The following is a 20,838-nucleotide window of genomic DNA, read 5'->3' as shown; positions in this document are numbered from 1 at the left end:
TGGCGTCCGCGTCAGGAGTTTTGAACAGCGGGTGCGGCAGCACACAGATTCGAATGCGCCCACTCAATTTCCGCTGCAATCCCGTCGATGATGCCTACCGAGGCGCCGGGCAGCACGCTCCAGGTATAGGTTTCGATGTCTAGGTGGACCTCTGGCGCATACGGCAGCTGCCGAACTTCGGTGACGGTCCGGCTCAATACGTCCACGGTGGTCTCCAGAGGGGCGGCGGGGACGTGATGGAGGGGGATGTGGAAGTGAACCCGCCACGGGCTTTCCCCGGGAAGGTCAGCGAGGGCTTCACCGAGATCGTCGGCAGCAACAACGCCGGCCGGCTGCGACTCTCTTACCTGGTGGAGATATCGCGGCTCAACGAAGGCCGCCAAAGCATCCCGGGCCTCCGGGGCGGAGGGATCCGTGACGTGCAGGGCCGCCGAGGCCTGCACCTTCACTATGCGCAATCCTGCAGCATCAATTTCCTTGACAGCGCCCGCCGGGTCGGCGAACGAAACGGCGAGGTGGCAGGTGTCCACGCACAAGCCTACGAACTCGGGATCCACGCCGCGTTCAATACGGGCACCCAGCCAGCCGACCACGTCAGACACTGTATCGAGCACGCAACCCGGCTCAGGTTCGACGGCGATGCGGACGGTCTTTCCCGTACGTTCCCGCAGCTCACGCAGGCGGGAGCTTAGTTCGGCGAACGCGGAGGTGGCGGCATCGTCGTCGTCCTGTGTCCATGGCTCACGCCAGGCAAGGGGCAGGGTGGAGATTGAGCCGGCTGTGTCCTCGGGCAAAAGGGCCGCCAGGACTTCGGCGCAGTCCAGCGTGTATTCCAGCCGCTCACGCTCCGCCCATGTCGGCTTGTAGACGTCAAGCTTCACTACCTCGTTGTGGAAGCCGCCATAGGGGAAGGCGTTGATGGTGTGCAGCTGCAGCCCTTCAGCGTCGAGGACGTCGCGCAGGGCGGAGCGGTCCCTTGTACTTTGGACCAGTTGACGGGCGAGCCCGGCGGGCAGCCACAGTCCCACGCCGAGGGTCTCCAGGCCAACGGTGCGGCGGATTGGACCGGCGTATTCGCGGAGCTGTTGGATGACGCCGTCCAGATCCTCGGCGGGGTGGACGTTGGTGCAGTATGAAAGGAGCATCAGACCCGGGCCCCCCGCAGGACGGAGTTGCCCTCGAAACCCGCTGCCGCATCCGGCAGTTCGGCCGCATCAAAGCCGGGGATTGGATCAAGGATCAGCTGGCCGCTCTGGCTGTAGAACTCCACCGGGTTGCGCCAGAGCACTTTGTCGACGTCGTCGGGCGTGAAGCCGGCCGCGAGCATGGCGTTGGCAGTGCTGACGGTTTTCAAGGGGTCCGACCTTCCCCAGTCAGCCGCGGAGTTGACCAGCACCCTCTCGGTTCCATACCTGTTGAGGATCGCGACCATCCGCTGCTCATCCATTTTGGTGTCCGGATAGATTGAGAACCCCAGCCAGGCGCCGGCGTCCTTCACCATCTCTACGTTCGCCTCATTGAGGTGGTCGACCACCACCATGCCAGGTGCGACGCCTGACTCGCGGACGACGTCGAGCGTCCTTTGGGTGCCGGCGAGCTTCTCCCTGTGCGGAGTATGCACCATGGCCGGCAGGGAGTACTCGAGGGCGAGTTGCAGCTGGCGGCTGAATGCCTCGTCCTCAGCGGGAGTCATCGAGTCGTAGCCAATTTCGCCGATGGCCACCACACCTTCCTTCACCAGGTACCGGGGGATTTCATCCAGTACGGGAACGCACCGCGGGTCGTTCGCTTCCTTGGGGTTGAGGGCGATCGTTGCGTGGTGCCGGATACCGAATTGGGCGGCGCGGAACCGTTCCCAGCCGAGCAGCGAGTCAAAGTAGTCAATGAAGGAGCCCACGTTGGTGCGGGGCTGGCCCATCCAGAACGCAGGTTCCACGAGGGCGCGCACTCCGTTGGCGTAAAGGGCCTCGTAATCATTGGTGGTCCGGCTTGTCATGTGGATGTGCGGGTCGAAAATACGCATGGCTGGCTTCCCTTAAGAAGAGGTGGAATAGCTGGATGAGGACTGCAGGAGCAGGTGGACGTCCTCCGGGACGGGGCGGCCGGCGGCGCTGCGTTCCGCAGCGAAGTCACGTGCCATCCTTGCGAGCTCGGCATCCGCCCGTTCCTGCAGATCAGTCACCGCGCTGAGGCTGATGCCCATAAAAACCAGCTTCAGCACGGCATGGCGCCAGCTGTGCTGGTCCAGGTAGGTTGCAGCGAAGGGCCCGACGGCGGCCGCAACAATGCCGCTTTCGCTGGTCCGCAGGGCTTCCGCCGTTAGACGCAGTCCTGCCGTTACGACGACGACCGGAAGCTTCGGTGAGCTCGCGGCCAGTGCTCCCAACCCCCTGAGCACGCCCCGGCGTTCTGCTGAATCCCCGCCGTCGTACAGAGCCAGCAAGGCTTCGGCCAGTTCATCCGGCGAAAGAAACTCTCCGAGTTGGCCGATCAGCTGGCCGCGCGCATCGTCGCTTATGGTGCCGAACAGGACACCGGCAGGATCGGCATCCGGACGAAGCGGGCTGCGGCTCAGGCGGCGGCCGGCCATGGCGAATGTTTTGCTAAGGGTGCCGGGGTCGGCAGTGATCAAAGTCAAGCTCTCCCGCAGCCAGCGTTCGGATTCCCTTCTGGTTCCTGCTTCGTGCCAGGCGCCGCGGAGCGCAGCCATACTGCGTGCCGCGAGCCCTGGGGCATCATGGGAGTGACGCGGCAGCTCGACGGCGGCAACACCGCGGTAGCCCAGTTCGGCCAGGGTCGAGAGCGCGAGGGGGAGATCAACGGCGCCTTCGCCGAAAGGCAGGTGCTCGTGGGTATGCGTGGGCATGTCGTCCAGCTGGACGTTGGCCAGCAACGGACCGGCCTCCAGGAGGGCACCCCGCACACCGCCTGGCTCAACCACTACACAGTGGCCGATATCCACGGTCACCCGCAGGTTGTCCGGATTGCCCAGTTCTCCGCGAAGTCGCAGTACGTCGGAAACCGTTTCGACCAGCATGCCGGGTTCAGGCTCGACGGCGACGAGGACGTCTTTGACCCGGGCATACTCAACAATGCCGGCGACCCGGGAGGTAAGCCGCTGCCATCCCTTCTCGGGGGCGGTGTCAGAAGGAAGGATGCCGGAGAAGAAGGAGACGCATTCTGCCTGCAAGGCGGCTGCTATGTCCACGGCGCGGTGCAGGAAGGCGACCCGGGCGTCGGCGTCTTCATCCACGAGCGCGGGCCGGTGCTTGTGCCGCGCGTCCAGCAGGAACCGGGTGCCCGTTTCAATAACGACGCGAAGCCCCAGCTCATCGAGCCGGTTTCGCAGTGACTGCAGTTGCTGCTCCAGGTCCTCAGCAAACGGGTCCAGGTGCGGGTGACCCAAGGTCAGTGCCACTGCGTCGTAGCCCTGTTCGGCGAGGAGTTCGAGGGCTATGGGAAGGGGATGGTCGGCAAATCCGTTGGTACCGTACCCCAGGCTGAAGGGCGTGGTCGCCGCTGATGCGGATCCAGTTGCTGTCATGACTCGCTAATCCTCGAACTCAGGGGACGGGAACGCACGACCTTGCCGAGCAGATCCACGGATGCAAGCACTCCTGCGGCGGCCAGGTTTCCTTGTCGCAGCGTGAGTGCCATCTGCAAGGGGATCATTGCCCGGATGCCTGCCTTCGTGGCCTCCAGTGCGTTCGTCGCCACCGGATTGCGGGCAGCCCGCACTTGAGCCGGGGCGCAGCGGACGGCGTAGGCGGCAGCCGCGGCGAGCACAGCAACAACCTGGTTGCGTGGCACCGCAGAACCGGCCACTACTGCGCCGGCAAGCAGGCCAGTGCCGGCTGCGGCGCCGGCAGCCGTCGCCGTCGTAGTTCCCTCGACTTCACCGCGGGAAAGGAGGGTGACAGCCACCGTGTGACTGCCCATGATGCCCGCGGCGGCGAGTGCGGGGCGAAGGTGCCCGGAGCCGGCGCCCATGAGGACGTCCAGGGCACGGCAGGACCCCATGGTGAGCGCGCCGGGCACTGCATGGCTCTTGGCCAGCAGGTCATAGGTCCAGATTGCCGCGGCCAGCGGAAGTGCCACGGCGAACGCCCTCCTGCCGCCCCCGGCAGCGCTGAAGCCGAGTCCGGCCACGGTCAGGGCCGCGGCCGCGCTGAAGGCGTTGCGAGCGGTGATCCTTCCGGACGGAACGGGCCGTTCCGGCCGTTCGCGGGCATCGATCCCGCGGTCTGCGTAGTCATTCAGCGCCATGCCGCCCGCATAAAGGCAGGCGCTCGCAAGGGGGAGGAGCATCCGGCGGCCGCTGAGCGCTTGCCCGGCGGCCGAACCGCCCACGAGCGTATCGCCGAGGACGGTGAGGACGGCCGGCGCACGGACCAGTTCGAGGTAGTCGCTAGTACGGCTCACTGCTGTTCGGCGCTCCCGGTGCCGGCCGACAGCTTGGTGCTTGCCGTCTTGGCCCATGCCACGAGGTTGCTGGTCTGGTTCGCAAACGAGTGTTCGTCGCTGCCCCAGGGGTCTTTGAAGAAGAATCCCAGGGCGCCCACGTGGCCCTCTTCTCCGGCGGCATGGGCCAGCGCCATCAGCCGCGAGAGATCCAGCACCATGGGTGCGGCCAGCATGGAGTCGTAAGCGCTCCAGGTGGTCTGCAGCGTGAGGCGGGAACCGAGGAAACCCTCCACGTTGATGTGGTCCCAGGCCACCTTGGTCTCGCCCAGGTCCTGGACGTTGTCGATGTGAAGCGGGGTCACCGCACCGCCGGTCAGCTCCCGAAGCCCTCGGTTCTTGGATTGCAGCTTCCCTTCGACGGCCTGCGGGTCGGCGAGCGTCGCTCCGTCGCCGCCGCCCAGAAGATTCGTCCCCGCCCATGACAGGACGCGAAGGCCGCGTGCAGCAAATGCCGGAGCCAGGACTGACCGCAGCCAGGTCTGACCTGTTTTGCCGTCCTGCCCGGCGGTCGGAACGCGGTGCCGGGCAGCCAGTTCCTGGAGTGCCGGCGGGTTGAGTGCTGTGGAGGGGGTGAAACATATGTAGGGAGAACCAGCCAGCACGGCAGCGTACGCGCTGACGGAGCTGGCCGGAAGCACCGTACGTGCCGGATCCTCGAGCGCGGCCAGCAGCAGGTCCGCGTCACTGAATTCAGGTATCGGTTCAACCGGCGCTTCCGTGGAAGCGACATCAAGAACAACGACGCGCTCCAGGCTATTGGAGCGTGCGAAATCCTTGATGTCCCGGGCGAGCCTGCGCGCCACCTGGGCCTGCGATTCCGATTTCTGTGCAGTGTTGTAGCCCGGACGCACGCGCTGGTCGGTTTCCATGAGCTGGGATCGGACGGATTCGAGCAGGTGCAGCGGCAGCATCCCCGCTTCCACGAGCGCCTCGGCGCGCTTGGTCATGCAAACGTCGCTGATGTCATGGCCGCCCACCACCAGGTCAGTGAAGTCAGGAAGGGCGACATCGTCGAAGGTTTCGTGTTCCGTGACACAGCCGATGGCGTTCGCGAGGCCGGCGGAGATGGCGGCCAGGCCCACTGCCGCTGTGGTTGCCACTGACCCCCGCGCACCGATCAGCCAGATGCCCGTCTTACCGTAGGTATGCATGGCCGGTGCTGCCTTGGCGGTCACGCCCGGTGTCCCTTCAGCTGATTTACCCAATGTGATGTCCTTTCAAAGTGTGTTTGCAGGCCCTCAGCGGGCGGGCTCTATGAGCCGGTAGAAGAGCTGCGAGTCCGTAGACGCAGCAGATTGAGGAAATCGAAGTCCGTTGAGTCGCCGGCGGGATTCTTCGCGTTGCCTTGGCCGATCCGGGCGCTGCCGGGGTGCATGTCCTTTAGCCAAATCTTCCTCCTTGAAGTGATGCTGCATGCGCGCGCAGATTATTTCCGGCACAGTGCAACGGGTAATGCTTCGTTGAGGCGCCGATCACAAAGAACCTAACATGACTAATGGCGACAAACAACGAATCTGATCTGTCACTCGATGTATTTGCACTTGTCATAACACTGGTTAGAGCGAAACGACAAGAACTTATGAGCATTTGGGCATGCGCGAGGCCCCGAGGCTTTCTGTGAAGGGGCTTCTGGAAGACATGCCCCGCTTGTGGCGCCCAGAGGGCTCGGGCAAGAGGCAGCAGGCGGTTTTGTCGAAAGATGTGCTGTAATTAGTCGATGAGTGACATAAGTAGTTTCAACGGCTTAGGTTCTTCGGGAGCAAGTGAGCTGTTCCAGATCCTGCGGGACGGCCGCCCGCGTACCCGGACTGAGCTGGCGGAGCAGATGGGGCTGGCGCGTTCCACTATTACGCTTCGTATCGAGGCGCTCATGGAGCTCGGGCTGGTCGGTTTCGTCGACGATGCGATCTCCACTGGTGGGCGCCCCTCCTCCCGCATAGCCTTGAAGGCCGGCAGCAAAGTTGTCCTCGGTGTGGACATTGGTGCATCCCACCTGCATGTTGCCGTAACAGACCTCACCGGGCACCGCCTGCGTGAGGCCTCACGGACCATTGAAGTAACCCAGGGTCCCGACGCCGTACTGCAGGTAGTTGTTGAACTTGGCACCGAGTTGCTCCGGGACTCCGGGCGGGCAATGACAGACCTCCTGGCCATCGGAATCGGCCTGCCCGGGCCTGTGGAGCACCGGACCGGCAGGCCCATTAATCCCCCCATCATGCCGGGCTGGAACGGCTTTGACGTGCCGGGTCACCTGCAGGCGCACTTCCACGTTCCGGTCCTCGTGGATAACGACGTGAACATCATGGCGCTGGGCGAGCGCAATGTTGCCTGGCCGAACGTGGATAACCTCATCTTCGTTAAAGTCGCCACCGGTATCGGCTCGGGCATCGTCTCCAGCGGCATGCTGCAGAGGGGCGCGGACGGCGTGGCCGGGGACATTGGACATATCAGGGTGCATGACGGCACAGGAATCCCCTGCCACTGCGGGAATAAGGACTGCCTCGAAGCCGTCGCGTCAGGCCCGGCCGTCGCGTCGAAGTTGCGTGCGCTCGGCATGGAGGCAAACACCAGCGAAGACGTGGTGCGGCTGGTCGGCGCCGGTAGTACGGAAGCCGTGCATGCGGTGCGTCAGGCCGGCAGGGACGTGGGCGGGGTTCTCTCCGCCTGCGTCAGCCTCATCAACCCGTCCGTCATAGTCATTGGCGGCTCCATGGCGCTGACCGGCGAGCATTTCATCGCTGGCATCCGCGAGGTGGTTTACTCGCGCACCATCCCGCTGGCAACCCAGCACCTGCAGATCGTCCAGTCCAGTTCCGGACTCGACGCCGGCGTGCTTGGCGCCAGCATGTTGGCCATTCACCATGCCATGTCTCCGCAGCGCATTGATGCCATGGTTCTGGGTTTGTCCGGGTCCGGGTCCGGGTCGGTTGCCGGATAGGCGAAGGGCTTCTTCTGGCATTTCCCCGACTTTTGCTTGACAGGCAACAAAACCCCGGTTTAGTCTCAAACCCAGAAGCCCGGTCGACGGCGACGCTACTTCGAATGAGAGGCGCCAAGGACCGGCCAGTCTGAAAGACAACACTTTCGGTCTGGGTTTCAAGCGCGGATTAAGCGCGTGAAACCAAGGAATTTGTGTCCGTGGAAGCGTGTACCACATCTGCAGTCATAAATTCCTGCCCATCGCGTCTGCTTCTGATCGACGGCAACGGTGGAACGCGGAGCGCACGGCGAGGACGCTGTGGGTGAAGCAACCAACTGTGGGTGGCGTAGCCGCTCGGCTACGGTCCGTCTCTTTCGCGAGCCCCTTAGACAAACCGCTGCTTTGCAGCCTCGCATGCTTCCGCTCACCAAGGCCGGTGGAGGAATGCATTCACTGCCAGGAAAGGCAAACATATGTGCTTCGGATTCAATGCCCCAGGCGCCCTTCTTCGCTCACTGGAAGAAAAGGGGGTCGATCGGCGCAACTTCCTGAGGGGAGTTATGGCGGCAGGCGTGGGTGTCGGCCTCGCCGGTATCGGAGGGACCGCTGCGATCGCCGCTCCGGCTGCCAAGGCTGCAGTCCGGCCGGTTCCCCCGGGACTCATCAGCATCCAGCTGTACACGTTGCGTTCAATCATGCGGGGCGAGGGAGTGGACGCCACGCTGGCGAGCCTCGCCAACTATGGCTTCACCAAGGTTGAGCTCGCCGGCTTGTACGGCCGCACCGCTGAGGCGATGCGCTCGACGCTTGATTCACTGGGCATCACCCCGTCCTCGAGCCACGACGGGATCAGCGCCACGCCGGCAGCGTTGGAAACGAAGATCGCCAACGCTGTAACTCTCGGCCAGACCTACATCAACGTGCCATATCTGGTGTCCAGCTCTGGAGACGACTGGCGCCGCTGGGCTGACCAGATGAACGCGGAGGCCGCTGTTGCCCGCCAGGCCGGCCTCAAGTACGGCTACCACAACCACGCCCACGAGTTCACCACCGACGTCGGCTACGGCAAGACCCCGTGGGACATCTTCACCGAACGCCTCGACCCGAAATTGGTTCACCTCGAGGTGGACCTCTACTGGGCTGTGACCGCCGGCGTGGGCGTTGGTGCCGGCGATCCCATCCAATTCGCCATCGACACTATCCTCGAGGCTCCGCAGAAGGTTTTGCAGTACCACGTGAAGGACCGCGACACCGCTGGTGGTTTTGCTGACCTCGGAACCGGAAAAATTGACTTCGCACGCATCTTCCAGGCGCATACGCCGAAGGAATTCATCGTCGAGAACGACCAGCCGGACGTCACGCCGCTGCAGACGGCCGAAGTGGGCTACAACTACCTTCGGTCGCTCCGCTTCTAGCGGGATCCGTTCACCTTCGAAAGCCGGGCTTCTCTGCCATCTAGCAGCGCAGGCCCGGCTTTCGCCGTCCCGGATTCGTCACCTGCTGCAGTCCCTGAATTCCCTCAGCGGCACGGCCGGGAAGTCGTCCGGAACCCCCAATTTGCACGCAAAGCGGGGATAGTTGCAGTTATCAGCTTCGTCGTGCTCAAGCTTGGGGGCCCAGCCGGGAAGGAATTCTTTTTGTGAGGTGGGTATGACAGATCAAGAGCTAGTGGTCCTCCTGGACGCAAGTGGCCAGCCCTGTGGGACAGCGCCCAAGCAGGACATTCATGACCACCACACGCCGCTTCATCTGGCCTTCTCCTGCTATGTCTTTGATCGGACGGGGCGATTGCTTGTCACCCGGCGCGCCCTCGTCAAAGCTGCCTGGCCCGGAGTGTGGACCAACTCCTTCTGCGGACATCCCGGCCCAGGCGAAAACATGATTGACGCGATCCGGCGAAGAGCCCAGTGGGAACTCGGAATCGAGGTCTTCAACGTGGAGCAGCGCCTGCCGCATTTCAGGTATAGGGCCGTCGACTCGAATGGCATAGTCGAAAATGAGCTGTGCCCTGTGTTTACAGCCATGACTGATGATCCCGTAGCGCCCCGGCAGTCAGAGGTATGCGAGTACCAATGGGTTCCCATGTCCAACCTGTCGGCCGCCGCAGAGGCCGCGCCGTGGGCCTTCAGTCCATGGCTCGTCCTGCAACTCAAAGAGCTGGGCACGAGCCAATAAAGGCGCTCCTGCCTGCGTTAGGAGCTGGAAATCAGCCGCGCGGCCTGTGCCTGTGTGCGCTGGGGCCGCGTACGCCGGGCAAGTATGCCGGCAGCAAGCAACAGCCCCGTCAGTAGCACTGCCGCGGCGGCGGCAACCACCGGGTTCCGCGGCCACGTGCCCGCAAGCCCCAGGAAGGCCGGAATGGTGGCCGTCACTTGACTGGTCAGTACGAGGGCCCAGCCTATGAACGGATCCAGGCCTTCCACTGCCAGGGCCATAGCGACGAAAAGCAGGGTCCACAAAGCCGACCAGCACAGCCACAGGACAGCCAGCAATGGATCTGTTGCAAGCCAGGTGGCAGCCAGTAGCAGGCCAATCAATGCCACCATGCCGCAGAACCATCCCAGCCCCTTTGATCCCAGGTCCAGAAGGATGTCGAGGCCGGAGTAGGCGTAGGTGGTGCCGAAGAGGAATATGCCGGCGGCCGTTAGCAGGGACGCACTCTCACCTGATGACAAATATGCAACGCCGAGCATCAACTGGAGGCTTCCGATGACCAGGCTGAACACGGCCGCGTCCCGCCGGGGCAGGAACCCAAGCGTGGCGAGCCCGTTCAGGAGGAGCGCAGCGCCGGAGAGGAGGAGACAGGCATGGCCCATCAGATTGCTGGCCGGAGGCGGGCCATGAGGGGCCAAAGTTTCGTAATACGGAATGTGAATGTCACAATACGGAGGATAAGGGATTGCGACTCCGCGGCAAACCAGGCCTTGGTCGCAATCGAGTAAAGTTGAAGGATCAAGTTTTGGTGCGGGCCTTCTATGGCACGCCCCTCGTAAGCAGAGGCAAGGGGATTTTCATGGATGCACGGCTTGAGGCCATCAGGGATACTGTCCTGGCCAGGAATCCGGGCGAAGCGGAATTCCACCAGGCGGTGGCTGAAGTATTTGAAAGCCTTGGTCCCGTTCATGACAGGCACCCCGAATTCCTCGAAGCCGCCATCCTGGAACGGCTTTGTGAACCCGAACGCCAGATCATCTTCCGCGTTCCGTGGGCCGACGACCACGGCCGCGTGCAGATTAACCGCGGCTTTCGCGTGGAATATAACTCCGCGCTGGGCCCCTACAAGGGCGGCCTCAGGTTCCATCCGTCGGTCAACCTTGGCATCGTGAAGTTCCTCGGTTTCGAGCAGATCTTCAAGAACGCCCTCACCGGCATGCCTATCGGCGGCGGAAAGGGCGGTTCCGACTTTGATCCCCGCGGCCGCACCGATGCCGAAGTCATGAGGTTCTGCCAGTCCTTTATGACCGAGCTTTACCGCCACATCGGTGAATACACCGACGTCCCGGCCGGTGATATCGGAGTGGGCGGGCGCGAAATCGGCTACCTGTTCGGCCAGTACAAACGCATCACCAACCGCTACGAATCCGGTGTGCTCACCGGCAAGGGCATCTCCTGGGGTGGATCCCTCGTGCGTCCGGAGGCAACTGGGTTCGGGGCCGTGATTTTCACGGAGGAGATGCTCAAGGCCCGTGGCGCGTCCTTTGCCGGCCAGCGCGTAGTGGTCTCGGGCTCCGGCAACGTGGCCATCAACGCCATCGCCAAGGCGCAGGCCCTCGGCGCCACCGTGGTGGCCTGCTCCGACTCGTCCGGCTACATCGTGGATGAGGCGGGAATCGACGTCGGGCTTCTCCGCGAAATTAAGGAAGTGGAACGCGGTCGCCTGAAGGACTACGCGCTGCGGCGTTCCGGCGTCTCCTATGTGGGCGACGGCTCTGTGTGGGACGTGGATGCGAGCGTAGCGCTGCCGTGCGCCACGCAGAACGAGCTCGACGGCGATGCTGCCGCCCGTCTGGTGCGGAATGGGCTCCTCGCCGTGGGCGAGGGTGCCAATATGCCGTCGACCCGCGAAGCCGTCGCCGTGTTCCAGGAAGCCGGTGTGCTGTTCGGCCCGGGCAAGGCTGCCAATGCAGGCGGGGTGGCGACGTCGGCCCTTGAGATGCAGCAGAACGCGAGCCGCGATTCCTGGTCCTTCGAACATACGGAAGAGCGGCTAACGGAGATTATGGTCGGGATTCACGATCGATGCGCGTCCACGGCGGAGGAGTACGGGGAGCCGGGCAACTATGTTCTGGGCGCGAACATCGGCGGGTTTGTGAAGGTGGCAGACGCCATGCTGGCGCAGGGGCTGATCTAAGTCCAGAAATCGCGGCAAAAGTTTTGACGGTCCGCGGGGCAATAGGAAGCTAGGCTTCCTCGAACCAGCCGCGGGCAGGGTTGGTCACTGCCGGCACGGAACGCTCCAGCTCCGGCTGGGCTGCCCAGCGCACACCATTGGCCAGGACCCGCTGGATCTGCGGGTGGTGGTACACCGGGTACTCCTGGTCACCGGGGCTGAAGTAGAAGATGCGCCCCTTGCCCCGGGTGAAGGTGACACCGGAACGGAACACCTCGCCGCCGGCAAAGGAGCTGATGAAGATCAGGTCGTCCGGGTCCGGGATGTCGAACAGCTCGCCGTACATCTCCTGCTCGGGGATAACGATGGGGCTGTCCACGCCCTCCGCGATGGGGTGGGACGGCTTCACGGTCCACACGAGTTCGCGCTCGCCGTCGTTCCGCCATGCCAGCGAGCAGCTGGTGCCCAGCAGCCTGGTGAAGACCTTGGCGAAGTGCCCCGAGTGGAGGACGATCAGCCCCATCCCGCCCAGGACGTGGCGGTGGACGCGGTCGACGACGGCGTCGCTCACCTCGTGATGGGCCATGTGTCCCCACCAAAGCAGGACGTCCGTCTCTGCGAGCACCTCCTCGTCCAGGCCGTGCTCATCGTCGGTAGCCAGGACCGCCGTCGTGATTTCAGCCTCCGGGTAGTAGGAGCGCAGCCCGTTTGCGATGGCACCGTGGATGCCGTCAGGGTAGATCTCCCCGATGTGGGACGGCTCGTTGATGGCCTCGTGGACGCCCTCGTTCCAGACCCGGATCCTCAGTTTGCCGTTCATCAGAGACGAACCTCCTTTTGCTCCTGCGCCGACTGATAGCACGCATCAATGATCTGTGCCCGGTAGAGTGCCTGGGACCCGTCGTGCTCGCCCCAGACCGCCGCTCCGCCACGCACTGCCGTGACGAAATCTTCCACAACTCCATCATGGGCGCGCCCCGGCAGAACGGGCGGTACGTAATCTGCGCTTTCACCGTCCTTTTCCGTGAACACCCGAAGCTGGCCGACGGGTGGGAAAGGTGCCCCCTGCACCTTGAGCTCGGCGCCGCCGTCGGTCCCGTAGACGGTGAAGTCCAGCAGGTCGTCCGTTTCCCGGTACGTGGCCCAACTCGCTTCGATGAGCAGTGTCCCGCCGCCCTCAAGGCGGAGGAATGCGGACGCGAAGTCTTCCACCTCGAAGGTATGGCTGGAGGCCAAAGCGGAATAGGCGCTTCCGCCGCCGCGCCCCTGCGGGCCCAGCTCTGAATGGGTGGCAGCGGAGACTGCCACCACCTTTGGTTCGCCAAGAAGGTGCAGGGCGTAATCAAGCGCGTGCACGCCGATATCGGCCAGTGGTCCGCCGCCTGCCAGTTCGGGGTTGGTGAACCAGCTGCCCAGGGTAGGGATTCCGGAACGGCGCAGCCACGATGCCTTGGCGTAATACGGCCGCCCCAGCCCGCCGTCGTCAATGACACCTTTAAGGGCCTGGATATCGCCGCGCCGCCGGTGGTTGAAGGCGACGTCCAGGACGCGCCCCGCCTTGCGCGCCGCATCAACCATGGCCTGGCCTTCGACCGCGTTGCGTGCGATCGGCTTCTCGCTCAGCACGTGTATTCCGCGCTCAAGGGCGGCGACGGCGATGGGTGCGTGCAGGAACGTGGGCACCGCTACGCTGATCGCGTCCAGGCCCCCGCGCTCCAGCATCTCTTCCCACTCCGCGAAGGCACTGGGAATTGCGTATTCGGTCTGCAGTGAGGCGCGCAGTTCCTCCTCCATCCCTGCCAGCGACACGATGCGGACGCCTTCCAGGGAAGCGTAGGCCTTGAGGTGCTGCTGTCCCGCCCAGCCAATGCCGACGACGCCCACCCGCAGTTCTTGGGCACCTTCCTGGGGTTCTTCTGCCGGCGCTCTTAGAGGGGCAGGGGACTGCTGGCCGGACGACTGCTCGTTCTTCACGGATGCTTCCTTTTCCTTGGGCGGTTAACGGCTGGGACGGGGTTGCTCTTGGAATCGATTCGCCGTGCTGCTGCGGGTTTTCCCAGCATAACCGCCCTCGATGAGGCCGCGAAGGCACACGCCGGGCAGCCGCGCACTGGGCTGTCGGGGACATCTCCATGGCCGGGTTGGCTGCCAGAAGCGAGCATCGGCGCATGCCGGTAGAAGATTCCGACGCTCGCCGAAACAAGGATTTAACAGATCCGCGCAACGCGTGAAATGTCGACTTGGATACTGTGATGCAACACGGTTTACTAGTAGCTAACACAATCCCGACAGGAATGTTTCGATGACGAGTGTCGCAACCCCTGCTGTAACCCCACTGCCCTTTACCGAAGAACAAGCCGTATCCGAGGCCCCCACAATCTGCCTGCGGGACATCGCCCGTGCCCATGATGTCCGCTTCCTGCTTGCCACTTTCGTGGATATGACCGGCAAGCCGTGCGCCAAGCTGGTTCCGGTGGAAGCCGCGGACGAGCTGGAAAGCGGTGCCATGGGCTTCGCCGGTTATGCCGCTGGCCTGATGGGACAGAAGCCGCAGGACTCAGACCTGATAGCCGTTCCGGATCTCGCGTCCTTCACCCCGGTTCCCTTCATCAAAGAGGGCCTGGCCATCATCCACTGTGACCCGCACGTGGACGGCCGGCCGTGGCCCTACGCCCCGCGCGTGATACTGAAGAACGCGCTCGCACGCCTTGCCGGGCAGGGGATGCAGGCCAAGGTGGGCGCCGAGGTCGAATACTTCCTGGTGAAAAAGAACGACGATGGGACGCTGAGTACCGCCGACGATCGGGACGATTCGCCCCGCCCCTGCTACGACGCCCGCGGGGTCACCCGGATGTACGACCACCTCACCTCCATCTCCGATGCCATGAACGGCCTGGGCTGGGGCAACTACGCCAACGACCACGAGGACGCCGCCGGCCAGTTCGAGCAGAACTTCAACTACGCGGATGCCCTCACCACGGCGGACCGCGTGGTGTCCCTCCGCTACATCCTGAACATCCTGGCCGGGCAGCGCGGCATGACCGCCACGTTTATGCCCAAGCCCTTCACCGACCGCACCGGCACCGGCCTGCACTTCCACCTCTCCCTCTGGTCGGGCGCCGAAGCGTTGTTCCCCGCCGAGGGAGCGGACGACGGCGGCGGCGGCCTTGGGCTTTCCGGCCTCGCCTACTCCTTCATTGCCGGCATCCTGGACCACGCCCCCGCGCTGCAGGCCTTCCTCGCGCCCACCGTGAACTCCTACAAAAGGACCGGCGCCACCACCAGCTCCTCCGGCGCCACCTGGTCGCCGCGGAAGGCATCCTTCGGCGGGAACGACCGTACCCACATGATCCGGGTGCCGGACAACAAGCGGATCGAGCTGCGCTCCGGCGACGGCTCCGCGAACCCGTACCTTGCCATTGCCACTGCCATCGCTGCCGGGCTGGACGGTGTGGAGAAGTCCCTGGACCCCGGCCAGCCGTCCGGGCCGGGGGAGTCCAAGCCCGACGCGCACTTCCTGCCGGCCACCCTGCTCCATGCCGTTGAGGCACTGCGGAAAGACCCCGTCATCCTGGCCAGCCTCAGCGGCGACCCGGCCATCGGCAGCTACTACGCGGACGCCAAGGAAGAGGAGTTCCTGAGCTGGCACAACCAGGTCAGCGACTGGGAAATCCGCACGTACTTAACTTCCATCTAGCCCGGCCATCATCTGACCACCACCCAAGCAAAGGACCATCATGTGCGGAATCGCCGCGCTGCAGCTGCGCAACCCCTCGCTGCACTCCCGGATGGGCAGCCTGCTGTCCTCGATGCTCTGCCAGATCGTGGACCGCGGACCGGACTCAGCCGGCCTCGCCGTCTACAACACCCCCGGCCTCGTCAGGGACGGATTTTCCACCCTTAGTTTGCTGGGCAAGGACCAGGGACTAACGACGGCGGCCCTCACCGCAGGCGTCGCCGGGCTGCTTCCCTCCGATGCGGCAGCAGCTGTCCAGGTGGTGGGTGACACCACTCTGGTGAGCGCCGCCGTCGGGACCGACCTGCTGGTGAAGGCCGTCAGCGAGACTGTTCCGGACGCCACCATCATCGGACGCGGCGGGCACGTTGCCGTGATGAAGAGCGTGGGCCACCCGATGGAAATCGCTGCCGGGCATGGGCTGGAGGCCATGGCCGGCAGCCAGGGGCTGTCCCACACGCGGATGGCTACCGAATCCGCTGTCACGGCGGGCGGCTCGCACCCCTTCTCTGTGGCTGACGACCTCTGCCTGGTCCACAACGGCTCCTTCTCCAACCACGCCACCGTGCGACGGGGCCTCTTGCGTGAAGGCGTGGTGTTCGACTCCGAGAACGACACCGAGGTGGGCGCCCGCTACGTCGCCTCCCGGCTGAAGCAGGGCGACACCCTCGAGGAAGCCCTGGTGAACCTGGGCAAGGTCCTGGACGGTTTCTACACCCTGGTGGTTACCACCGCCGACAGCATGGCCGTGGTACGCGACCCGATCGCCTGCAAACCGGCCATCATCGCCGAAACGGACGACTACGTGGCCATGGCTTCCGAATACCGTGCACTGGCCGGCCTGCCAGGCATCAACAACGCCCGCATCTTCGAACCGGAACCCGGAAAGGTCTACACATGGTCACTCTGACAGCCCCCGAAGCCCCCACCCTAGGCGCTCCCACCCTAGGCGCCCCTGCGGAAACAACCACGGTGGACCTCGCCGCCGGCACGGTCCGGGAACTCAACCAGGCCATCCACGACGCCGAAGACGGGCAGTCCTGGACCGTCACCAATCCCGGCGGGAAGCACAGCCTGGCGGTCGGCATCAACGCGGACATTGAGGTGACCATCGAAGGCCATGCAGGCTACTACGCCGCCGGGATGCACCAAAAGGGCGACGTGACCATCAACGGAAATGCCGGCGTCGGGCTAGCGGAGAACATCATGTCCGGCAGGGTCCACGTGACGGGTGATGCCTCGCAGTCGGCGGCCGCGACCGGCCACGGCGGCCTTGTTGTCATCGACGGCAACGCCGGCGCACGCTGCGGAATTTCCATGAAGGGCGTGGACATTGTGGTGGGCGGCAACATCGGCCACATGTCGGCCTTTATGGCCCAGGCCGGCCGGCTGGTGGTCTGCGGCGACGCCGGCGACGCGCTCGGTGACTCCATCTACGAGGCCAGGATCTACGTCAAAGGAACCGTGGCCTCGCTCGGCGCCGACTGCATCGAGAAGCCGCTGCGCGAAGAGCACCTTGCCGAACTCGCGGAACTGCTGGCCGCCGCCGGACTGACCGACAACCCGGCCGACTTCAAGCGCTACGGCTCAGCACGGAACCTCTACCACTTCCACGTCGACAACTCGACGTCGTACTAGGAGCCCCCCATGACCATCACCTCAGTGCCGCTGGCCACCCAGAACATTCCCGTGCAGGACATTGCAGAACTCGGCCTCCGCGAGTCCGCCACGTTCGACCGCGCCACCATCGCGGACATCCAGCGCGCCGCCGCCACCGGCGTCTACGACATCCGCGGCTGGGGCGCCAAACGCAAAGTCCCGCACTTCGACGACCTGCTCTTCCTCGGCGCCTCCATGTCCCGCTACCCGCTGGAGGGCTACCGCGAAAAGTGCGATACCGACGTCGTCCTCGGCAACCGCCACGCCACCCGCCCGCTGCACCTGCAGACCCCGGTGACCATCGCCGGGATGAGCTTCGGCGCCCTGTCCGCCAACGCCAAGGAAGCACTCGGCCGCGGCGCCAGCGAGGTGGGCACCTCCACCACAACGGGCGACGGCGGCATGACGCCGGAGGAGCGCGGCCAGTCCAAGCACCTCGTCTACCAGTACCTGCCGTCCCGGTACGGCATGAACCCGGACGACCTGCGCAAGGCTGACGCCATCGAGATCGTGCTGGGCCAGGGCGCCAAACCCGGCGGCGGTGGCATGCTCCTGGGCCAGAAAATCACCGAACGCGTGGCCGGGATGCGCACCCTCCCCGTGGGCATCGACCAGCGCTCCGCGAGCCGCCACCCGGACTGGACCGGCCCGGACGATCTGGAGATCAAGATCGGCGAACTCCGCGAAATCACCGACTGGAAGACGCCAATCTACGTCAAGATCGGCGCCTCCCGCCCTTATTACGACACCGCTCTGGCGGTGAAGTCCGGCGCGGACGTGGTGGTGGTGGACGGCATGCAGGGCGGAACCGCCGCCACACAGCAGGTATTTATCGAAAACGTCGGCATCCCCACCCTCGCAGCCATCCCGCAGGCCGTCCAGGCGCTGCAGGAGCTGGGCGTGCACCGGAAGGTCCAGCTCATCGTCTCCGGCGGGATCCGCACCGGAGCGGACGTTGCCAAGGCCATGGCCCTCGGCGCGGATGCGGTGGCCATCGGTACCGCTGCGCTGATCGCCCTGGGGGACAACGACCCCCGCTACGCAGCGGAGTACTCTGCCCTTGGGTCCGCCGCCGGCTTCTACGACGACTTCCAGGACGGCCGCGACCCCGCCGGCATCACCACCCAGGACCCGGAACTCGCCTCGCGGCTGGACCCGGTAGCTGCAGGCAGGCGGCTGGCCAACTACCTCCGTGTCCTCACGATGGAAGCCCAAACCATCGCGCGGGCCTGCGGCAAATCGCACCTGCGCAACCTGGAACCGGAGGACCTCGTGGCGCTGACCATCGAAGCCTCCGCCATGGCCCGGGTACCGCTGGCCGGCACCAGTTGGATCCCCGGCGCGGGTTAGGCCTTTACCCCGACAGGACGTCCCGGGACTGATTCCTCCGCTTACGGGTGGTGGGCGCCGTACTGAACCCCCTTTTCACTCCTATGATGGCTCCTATGACCAATCACGCCCCGGACGGAACCGACGCCGCTGCAGCAGTCCCGGGGAAACTGGAACAGGTCATTGCCAGGCAGGTCCGGCATTACCGCATGGCCAGCAGCCTGTCCTCCGCGGAGCTCGCGGCCCGAACGGGTCTGTCCAAGGCGATGATTTCGAGGATTGAAACGGCCACCACCTCCTGTTCGCTGACCACTTTGCAAAGGCTGGCGGACGGGCTGACGATCCCTGTCACCGCATTGTTCAGGGGCGCAGACACGGACCGGGACGCCACTTTCACCAAAAGCGGCCAAGGGAGCCTGACCGTCCGAAGCGGCACCCAGCACGGCCACGAGTACCGGGTCCTGGGTACGCTCAAGGGCAGGACGGACGCACTCGAACCTACCTTGGTGACCCTTACTGATGCCTCCGATGTCTTCCCCCTGTTCCAGCATCCGGGAACGGAATTCATCTATATGCTCGCGGGGAAGATGGTGTACGGCCACGGCGCCTACGAGTACGCCATGGAGCCGGGGGATTCACTGCTGCTGGACGGCGAAGGCCCGCACGGCCCGCTGGAGCTGCTCGAGTTGCCCATCAAGTTCCTGGCCGTCTCCGCCAAGTAACCCTGCCGGAATTTGCCGGGTCCTGGGCCTTTGCCGCCTTGCCCCGGCCGCCGTTCCTCTGCCTTTGCGAGCCATCAGCGTGACGGGTGAAACTCGCAGGTGAATGACTGAAACGATCATTTAACACGCTGGAAACCCAGCCCAAAACTGCCGCCATACAGTGGGAACCAGACGGCAATAGCTGCCCTTCGATGAACGTGGTACTGACTCCGCGTCCCTCCTCCGGAGTGGCTCCAACAGGCGATTTCCGTTCTCTCTTCGCATCACGAAAGGGGTTTCCCATGGATTCGGGAAATGTCGCTTGGATTCTGGCCAGCTCGGCGCTGGTCTGCATGATGATCCCCGCCCTGGCCCTGTTTTACGGGGGCATGGTGGGGTCGCGCCGCATTCTCAACATGATGATGATGTGCTTCGGCGGCGCCAGCCTGGTGGCCGTACTGTGGGCGCTCTTCGGATACTCAATGGCCTTCGGAAATTCGGTAGGCGGCCTGGGACTTATCGGGGACGTCACGGAGTTCCCGGGCATGGGCCAGCTGCTCCCTGCCGATGAGGGCGCCTCCATCCCGGTGGTGCTCTTCGCCGCATTCCAGCTGTTCTTCGCCTGCGTCACCACAGCCCTGGTTGCGGGAGCAGCGGCCGGACGCATGAAGTTCGGCGCCTGGATGCTGTTCGCGGGCATCTGGGCCACCATTGTCTACTTCCCCATCGCGCACTGGGTGTTCGCTTTCTCCTCGCCCGACGGCAGCGTTACCGGCGGCTGGATTGCAAGCGGCATCAAGGCAATCGACTTCGCCGGCGGTACCGCGGTTCACATGAATGCCGGTGCCGCCGCCCTGGCCCTCGCGCTGGTCCTCGGCAAGAGCTCGGGCTGGCCGAAGGTGGAGCATGCCAAGCCGCACAGCCGGCCACTGGTGCTCATCGGCGCCGGGCTGCTGTGGGTGGGCTGGTTCGGCTTCAACGCCGGCTCCGCGCTTTCGGCCGGCCAGTCGGCGTCGGTGGTTTTCCTGAACACCGCCGTGGCTGCTTCGGCTGGCCTCCTGGCTTGGGCGCTCGTTGAGCGGCTGCGCCGCGGCGCAGCTTCCAGCATGGGCGCGGCGTCGGGCCTGATCTCGGCACTGGTGGCCATCACGCCCGCTTGTGGTGCTGTCAGTCCCCTTGGGGCGGTGGCCATCGGTGCCATCGCCGGCGCCGTCTGCTCCCTGGCTATCGAGCTGAAGTTCCGCCTGGGCTATGACGACTCCCTCGACGTCGTAGGCGTCCACCTGGTGGGCGGCATCCTCGGCACCTTGCTGATCGGCCTGTTCGCTACCGACGCTGCACCCAACGCCGTCAACGGTTTGTTCTATGGCGGCGGCGTCGAACTCCTGGGTGTCCAGTCGCTCGCAACCGTCACGGTGCTGGCCTACTCATTCGGCATCACCTGGATCCTGGCGAAGATCCTGGACAAGACCGTTGGCCTGCGCATCAAGCCGGAGGACGAAATGCGGGGCATCGACCTCGCCGCCCACTCCGAACTGGCCTACCTCACGGATGAAGATCCGGTGGACCTTGGTTCGCCGCAGCGGTCTTAGCGGGTACTAAAGAAGTCCGGGTAGAGGCGCCCGGAGCGCGAGTCAGGCAGAGGGCCAAGCTTTGGACCGGTGCCAGCAGCAGCTGGCTTATAGTTCCAAGGTTTGGC

Annotated in this window: 18 protein-coding genes; 10 read left to right on the top strand and 8 right to left on the bottom strand. The window is 64.6% G+C overall.

The window, feature by feature from the left end; genetic code table 11:
• Positions 1–11: 11 nt before the first annotated feature.
• The 5 genes from eboE to M1E07_RS18680 are packed head-to-tail and all read right to left on the bottom strand — an operon-like array spanning position 12 to position 5,669.
• On the bottom strand, positions 12–1,145 hold the full coding sequence (gene eboE / locus M1E07_RS18700) for a metabolite traffic protein EboE (protein ID WP_461188115.1): 1,134 nt from the start codon (positions 1,143–1,145) through the stop codon (positions 12–14).
• Positions 1,145–2,023, bottom strand: coding sequence for a TatD family hydrolase (locus M1E07_RS18695; protein WP_461188114.1), 879 nt, complete (start codon positions 2,021–2,023; stop codon positions 1,145–1,147). Before M1E07_RS18695 ends, eboE begins: the two co-directional genes overlap by 1 nt.
• 12 nt (positions 2,024–2,035) lie before the next feature.
• Positions 2,036–3,544, bottom strand: a complete 1,509-nt coding sequence (locus M1E07_RS18690) for an EboA domain-containing protein (protein ID WP_461188113.1) — start codon at positions 3,542–3,544, stop codon at positions 2,036–2,038.
• Positions 3,541–4,422, bottom strand: coding sequence for an SCO3242 family prenyltransferase (locus M1E07_RS18685; protein ID WP_461188112.1), 882 nt, complete (start codon positions 4,420–4,422; stop codon positions 3,541–3,543). Before M1E07_RS18685 ends, M1E07_RS18690 begins: the two co-directional genes overlap by 4 nt.
• Positions 4,419–5,669: an inositol-3-phosphate synthase gene (locus M1E07_RS18680; RefSeq protein WP_461188111.1), complete on the bottom strand. Its 1,251-nt coding sequence runs from the start codon at positions 5,667–5,669 to the stop codon at positions 4,419–4,421. Before M1E07_RS18680 ends, M1E07_RS18685 begins: the two co-directional genes overlap by 4 nt.
• 512 nt (positions 5,670–6,181) lie before the next feature.
• On the opposite strand from M1E07_RS18680, the gene M1E07_RS18675 reads away from it, so the two are divergent.
• The 3 genes from M1E07_RS18675 (at position 6,182) to idi (ending at position 9,559) form a co-directional block, all read left to right on the top strand.
• Positions 6,182–7,402, top strand: coding sequence for an ROK family transcriptional regulator (locus tag M1E07_RS18675; protein WP_461188110.1), 1,221 nt, complete (start codon positions 6,182–6,184; stop codon positions 7,400–7,402).
• A gap of 542 nt (positions 7,403–7,944) precedes the next feature.
• On the top strand, positions 7,945–8,799 hold the full coding sequence (locus tag M1E07_RS18670; protein WP_461188109.1) for a sugar phosphate isomerase/epimerase family protein: 855 nt from the start codon (positions 7,945–7,947) through the stop codon (positions 8,797–8,799).
• 235 nt (positions 8,800–9,034) lie between these two features.
• On the top strand, positions 9,035–9,559 hold the full coding sequence (gene idi, locus M1E07_RS18665; protein ID WP_461188108.1) for an isopentenyl-diphosphate Delta-isomerase: 525 nt from the start codon (positions 9,035–9,037) through the stop codon (positions 9,557–9,559).
• Between the two features lie 17 nt (positions 9,560–9,576).
• On the opposite strand, the gene M1E07_RS18660 is transcribed toward idi, so the two are convergent.
• Positions 9,577–10,200, bottom strand: coding sequence for an AmiS/UreI family transporter (locus M1E07_RS18660; protein WP_461188107.1), 624 nt, complete (start codon positions 10,198–10,200; stop codon positions 9,577–9,579).
• 197 nt (positions 10,201–10,397) lie between these two features.
• On the opposite strand from M1E07_RS18660, the gene gdhA reads away from it, so the two are divergent.
• Positions 10,398–11,735 carry an NADP-specific glutamate dehydrogenase gene (gene gdhA, locus M1E07_RS18655; RefSeq protein ID WP_461188106.1) on the top strand — a complete coding sequence of 446 codons (1,338 nt, stop codon included), beginning with the start codon at positions 10,398–10,400 and terminating at the stop codon, positions 11,733–11,735.
• Positions 11,736–11,784: 49 nt separating this feature from the next.
• Here gdhA and M1E07_RS18650 read toward each other — a convergent pair whose 3' ends face one another.
• Together M1E07_RS18650 and M1E07_RS18645 are read right to left on the bottom strand one after the other, a co-directional pair.
• Complete coding sequence (locus M1E07_RS18650) at positions 11,785–12,534, bottom strand: ThuA domain-containing protein (RefSeq protein ID WP_461188105.1); 750 nt, start codon at positions 12,532–12,534, stop codon at positions 11,785–11,787.
• Entirely contained in the window at positions 12,534–13,604 is a 1,071-nt protein-coding gene (locus M1E07_RS18645; RefSeq protein ID WP_461190438.1) for a Gfo/Idh/MocA family protein, read from the bottom strand. The genes M1E07_RS18650 and M1E07_RS18645 overlap by 1 nt, the downstream gene beginning before the upstream one ends.
• A gap of 412 nt (positions 13,605–14,016) precedes the next feature.
• Between M1E07_RS18645 and glnT the strand changes: the two genes are divergently transcribed.
• From glnT to M1E07_RS18615, 6 genes are all read left to right on the top strand, one after another.
• Entirely contained in the window at positions 14,017–15,411 is a 1,395-nt protein-coding gene (glnT, locus tag M1E07_RS18640; protein ID WP_461188104.1) for a type III glutamate--ammonia ligase, read from the top strand.
• Positions 15,412–15,451: 40 nt separating this feature from the next.
• Positions 15,452–16,360 carry a class II glutamine amidotransferase domain-containing protein gene (locus M1E07_RS18635; protein ID WP_461188103.1) on the top strand — a complete coding sequence of 303 codons (909 nt, stop codon included), beginning with the start codon at positions 15,452–15,454 and terminating at the stop codon, positions 16,358–16,360.
• Positions 16,348–17,088, top strand: coding sequence for a GltB/FmdC/FwdC-like GXGXG domain-containing protein (locus M1E07_RS18630; RefSeq protein WP_461188102.1), 741 nt, complete (start codon positions 16,348–16,350; stop codon positions 17,086–17,088). The genes M1E07_RS18635 and M1E07_RS18630 overlap by 13 nt, the downstream gene beginning before the upstream one ends.
• Before the next feature lie 9 nt (positions 17,089–17,097).
• Entirely contained in the window at positions 17,098–18,459 is a 1,362-nt protein-coding gene (locus M1E07_RS18625; protein WP_461188101.1) for an FMN-binding glutamate synthase family protein, read from the top strand.
• A 95-nt stretch (positions 18,460–18,554) separates the two neighbouring features.
• Positions 18,555–19,160: a helix-turn-helix domain-containing protein gene (locus tag M1E07_RS18620; protein ID WP_461188100.1), complete on the top strand. Its 606-nt coding sequence runs from the start codon at positions 18,555–18,557 to the stop codon at positions 19,158–19,160.
• A 281-nt stretch (positions 19,161–19,441) separates the two neighbouring features.
• Positions 19,442–20,731, top strand: coding sequence for an ammonium transporter (locus M1E07_RS18615; RefSeq protein WP_461188099.1), 1,290 nt, complete (start codon positions 19,442–19,444; stop codon positions 20,729–20,731).
• The last annotated feature ends 107 nt before the right edge of the window (positions 20,732–20,838 follow it).

The organism is Arthrobacter sp. Z4-13 (assembly GCF_054792705.1).
This window is presented reverse-complemented; position numbering and strand designations above follow the sequence as displayed.

Bases quoted from the DNA above. Each gene is read 5' to 3' on its own strand.
- eboE (WP_461188115.1), bottom strand. From the start codon at position 1,145: ATGCTCCTTTCATACTGCACCAACGTCCACCCCGCCGAGGATCTGGAC.
- M1E07_RS18695 (WP_461188114.1), bottom strand. From the start codon at position 2,023: ATGCGTATTTTCGACCCGCACATCCACATGACAAGCCGGACCACCAAT.
- M1E07_RS18690 (WP_461188113.1), bottom strand. From the start codon at position 3,544: ATGACAGCAACTGGATCCGCATCAGCGGCGACCACGCCCTTCAGCCTG.
- M1E07_RS18675 (WP_461188110.1), top strand. From the start codon at position 6,182: ATGAGTGACATAAGTAGTTTCAACGGCTTAGGTTCTTCGGGAGCAAGT.
- M1E07_RS18670 (WP_461188109.1), top strand. From the start codon at position 7,945: ATGGCGGCAGGCGTGGGTGTCGGCCTCGCCGGTATCGGAGGGACCGCT.
- idi (WP_461188108.1), top strand. From the start codon at position 9,035: ATGACAGATCAAGAGCTAGTGGTCCTCCTGGACGCAAGTGGCCAGCCC.
- M1E07_RS18660 (WP_461188107.1), bottom strand. From the start codon at position 10,200: ATGGGCCATGCCTGTCTCCTCCTCTCCGGCGCTGCGCTCCTCCTGAAC.
- gdhA (WP_461188106.1), top strand. From the start codon at position 10,398: ATGGATGCACGGCTTGAGGCCATCAGGGATACTGTCCTGGCCAGGAAT.
- M1E07_RS18650 (WP_461188105.1), bottom strand. From the start codon at position 12,534: ATGAACGGCAAACTGAGGATCCGGGTCTGGAACGAGGGCGTCCACGAG.
- glnT (WP_461188104.1), top strand. From the start codon at position 14,017: ATGACGAGTGTCGCAACCCCTGCTGTAACCCCACTGCCCTTTACCGAA.
- M1E07_RS18635 (WP_461188103.1), top strand. From the start codon at position 15,452: ATGTGCGGAATCGCCGCGCTGCAGCTGCGCAACCCCTCGCTGCACTCC.
- M1E07_RS18630 (WP_461188102.1), top strand. From the start codon at position 16,348: ATGGTCACTCTGACAGCCCCCGAAGCCCCCACCCTAGGCGCTCCCACC.
- M1E07_RS18625 (WP_461188101.1), top strand. From the start codon at position 17,098: ATGACCATCACCTCAGTGCCGCTGGCCACCCAGAACATTCCCGTGCAG.
- M1E07_RS18620 (WP_461188100.1), top strand. From the start codon at position 18,555: ATGACCAATCACGCCCCGGACGGAACCGACGCCGCTGCAGCAGTCCCG.
- M1E07_RS18615 (WP_461188099.1), top strand. From the start codon at position 19,442: ATGGATTCGGGAAATGTCGCTTGGATTCTGGCCAGCTCGGCGCTGGTC.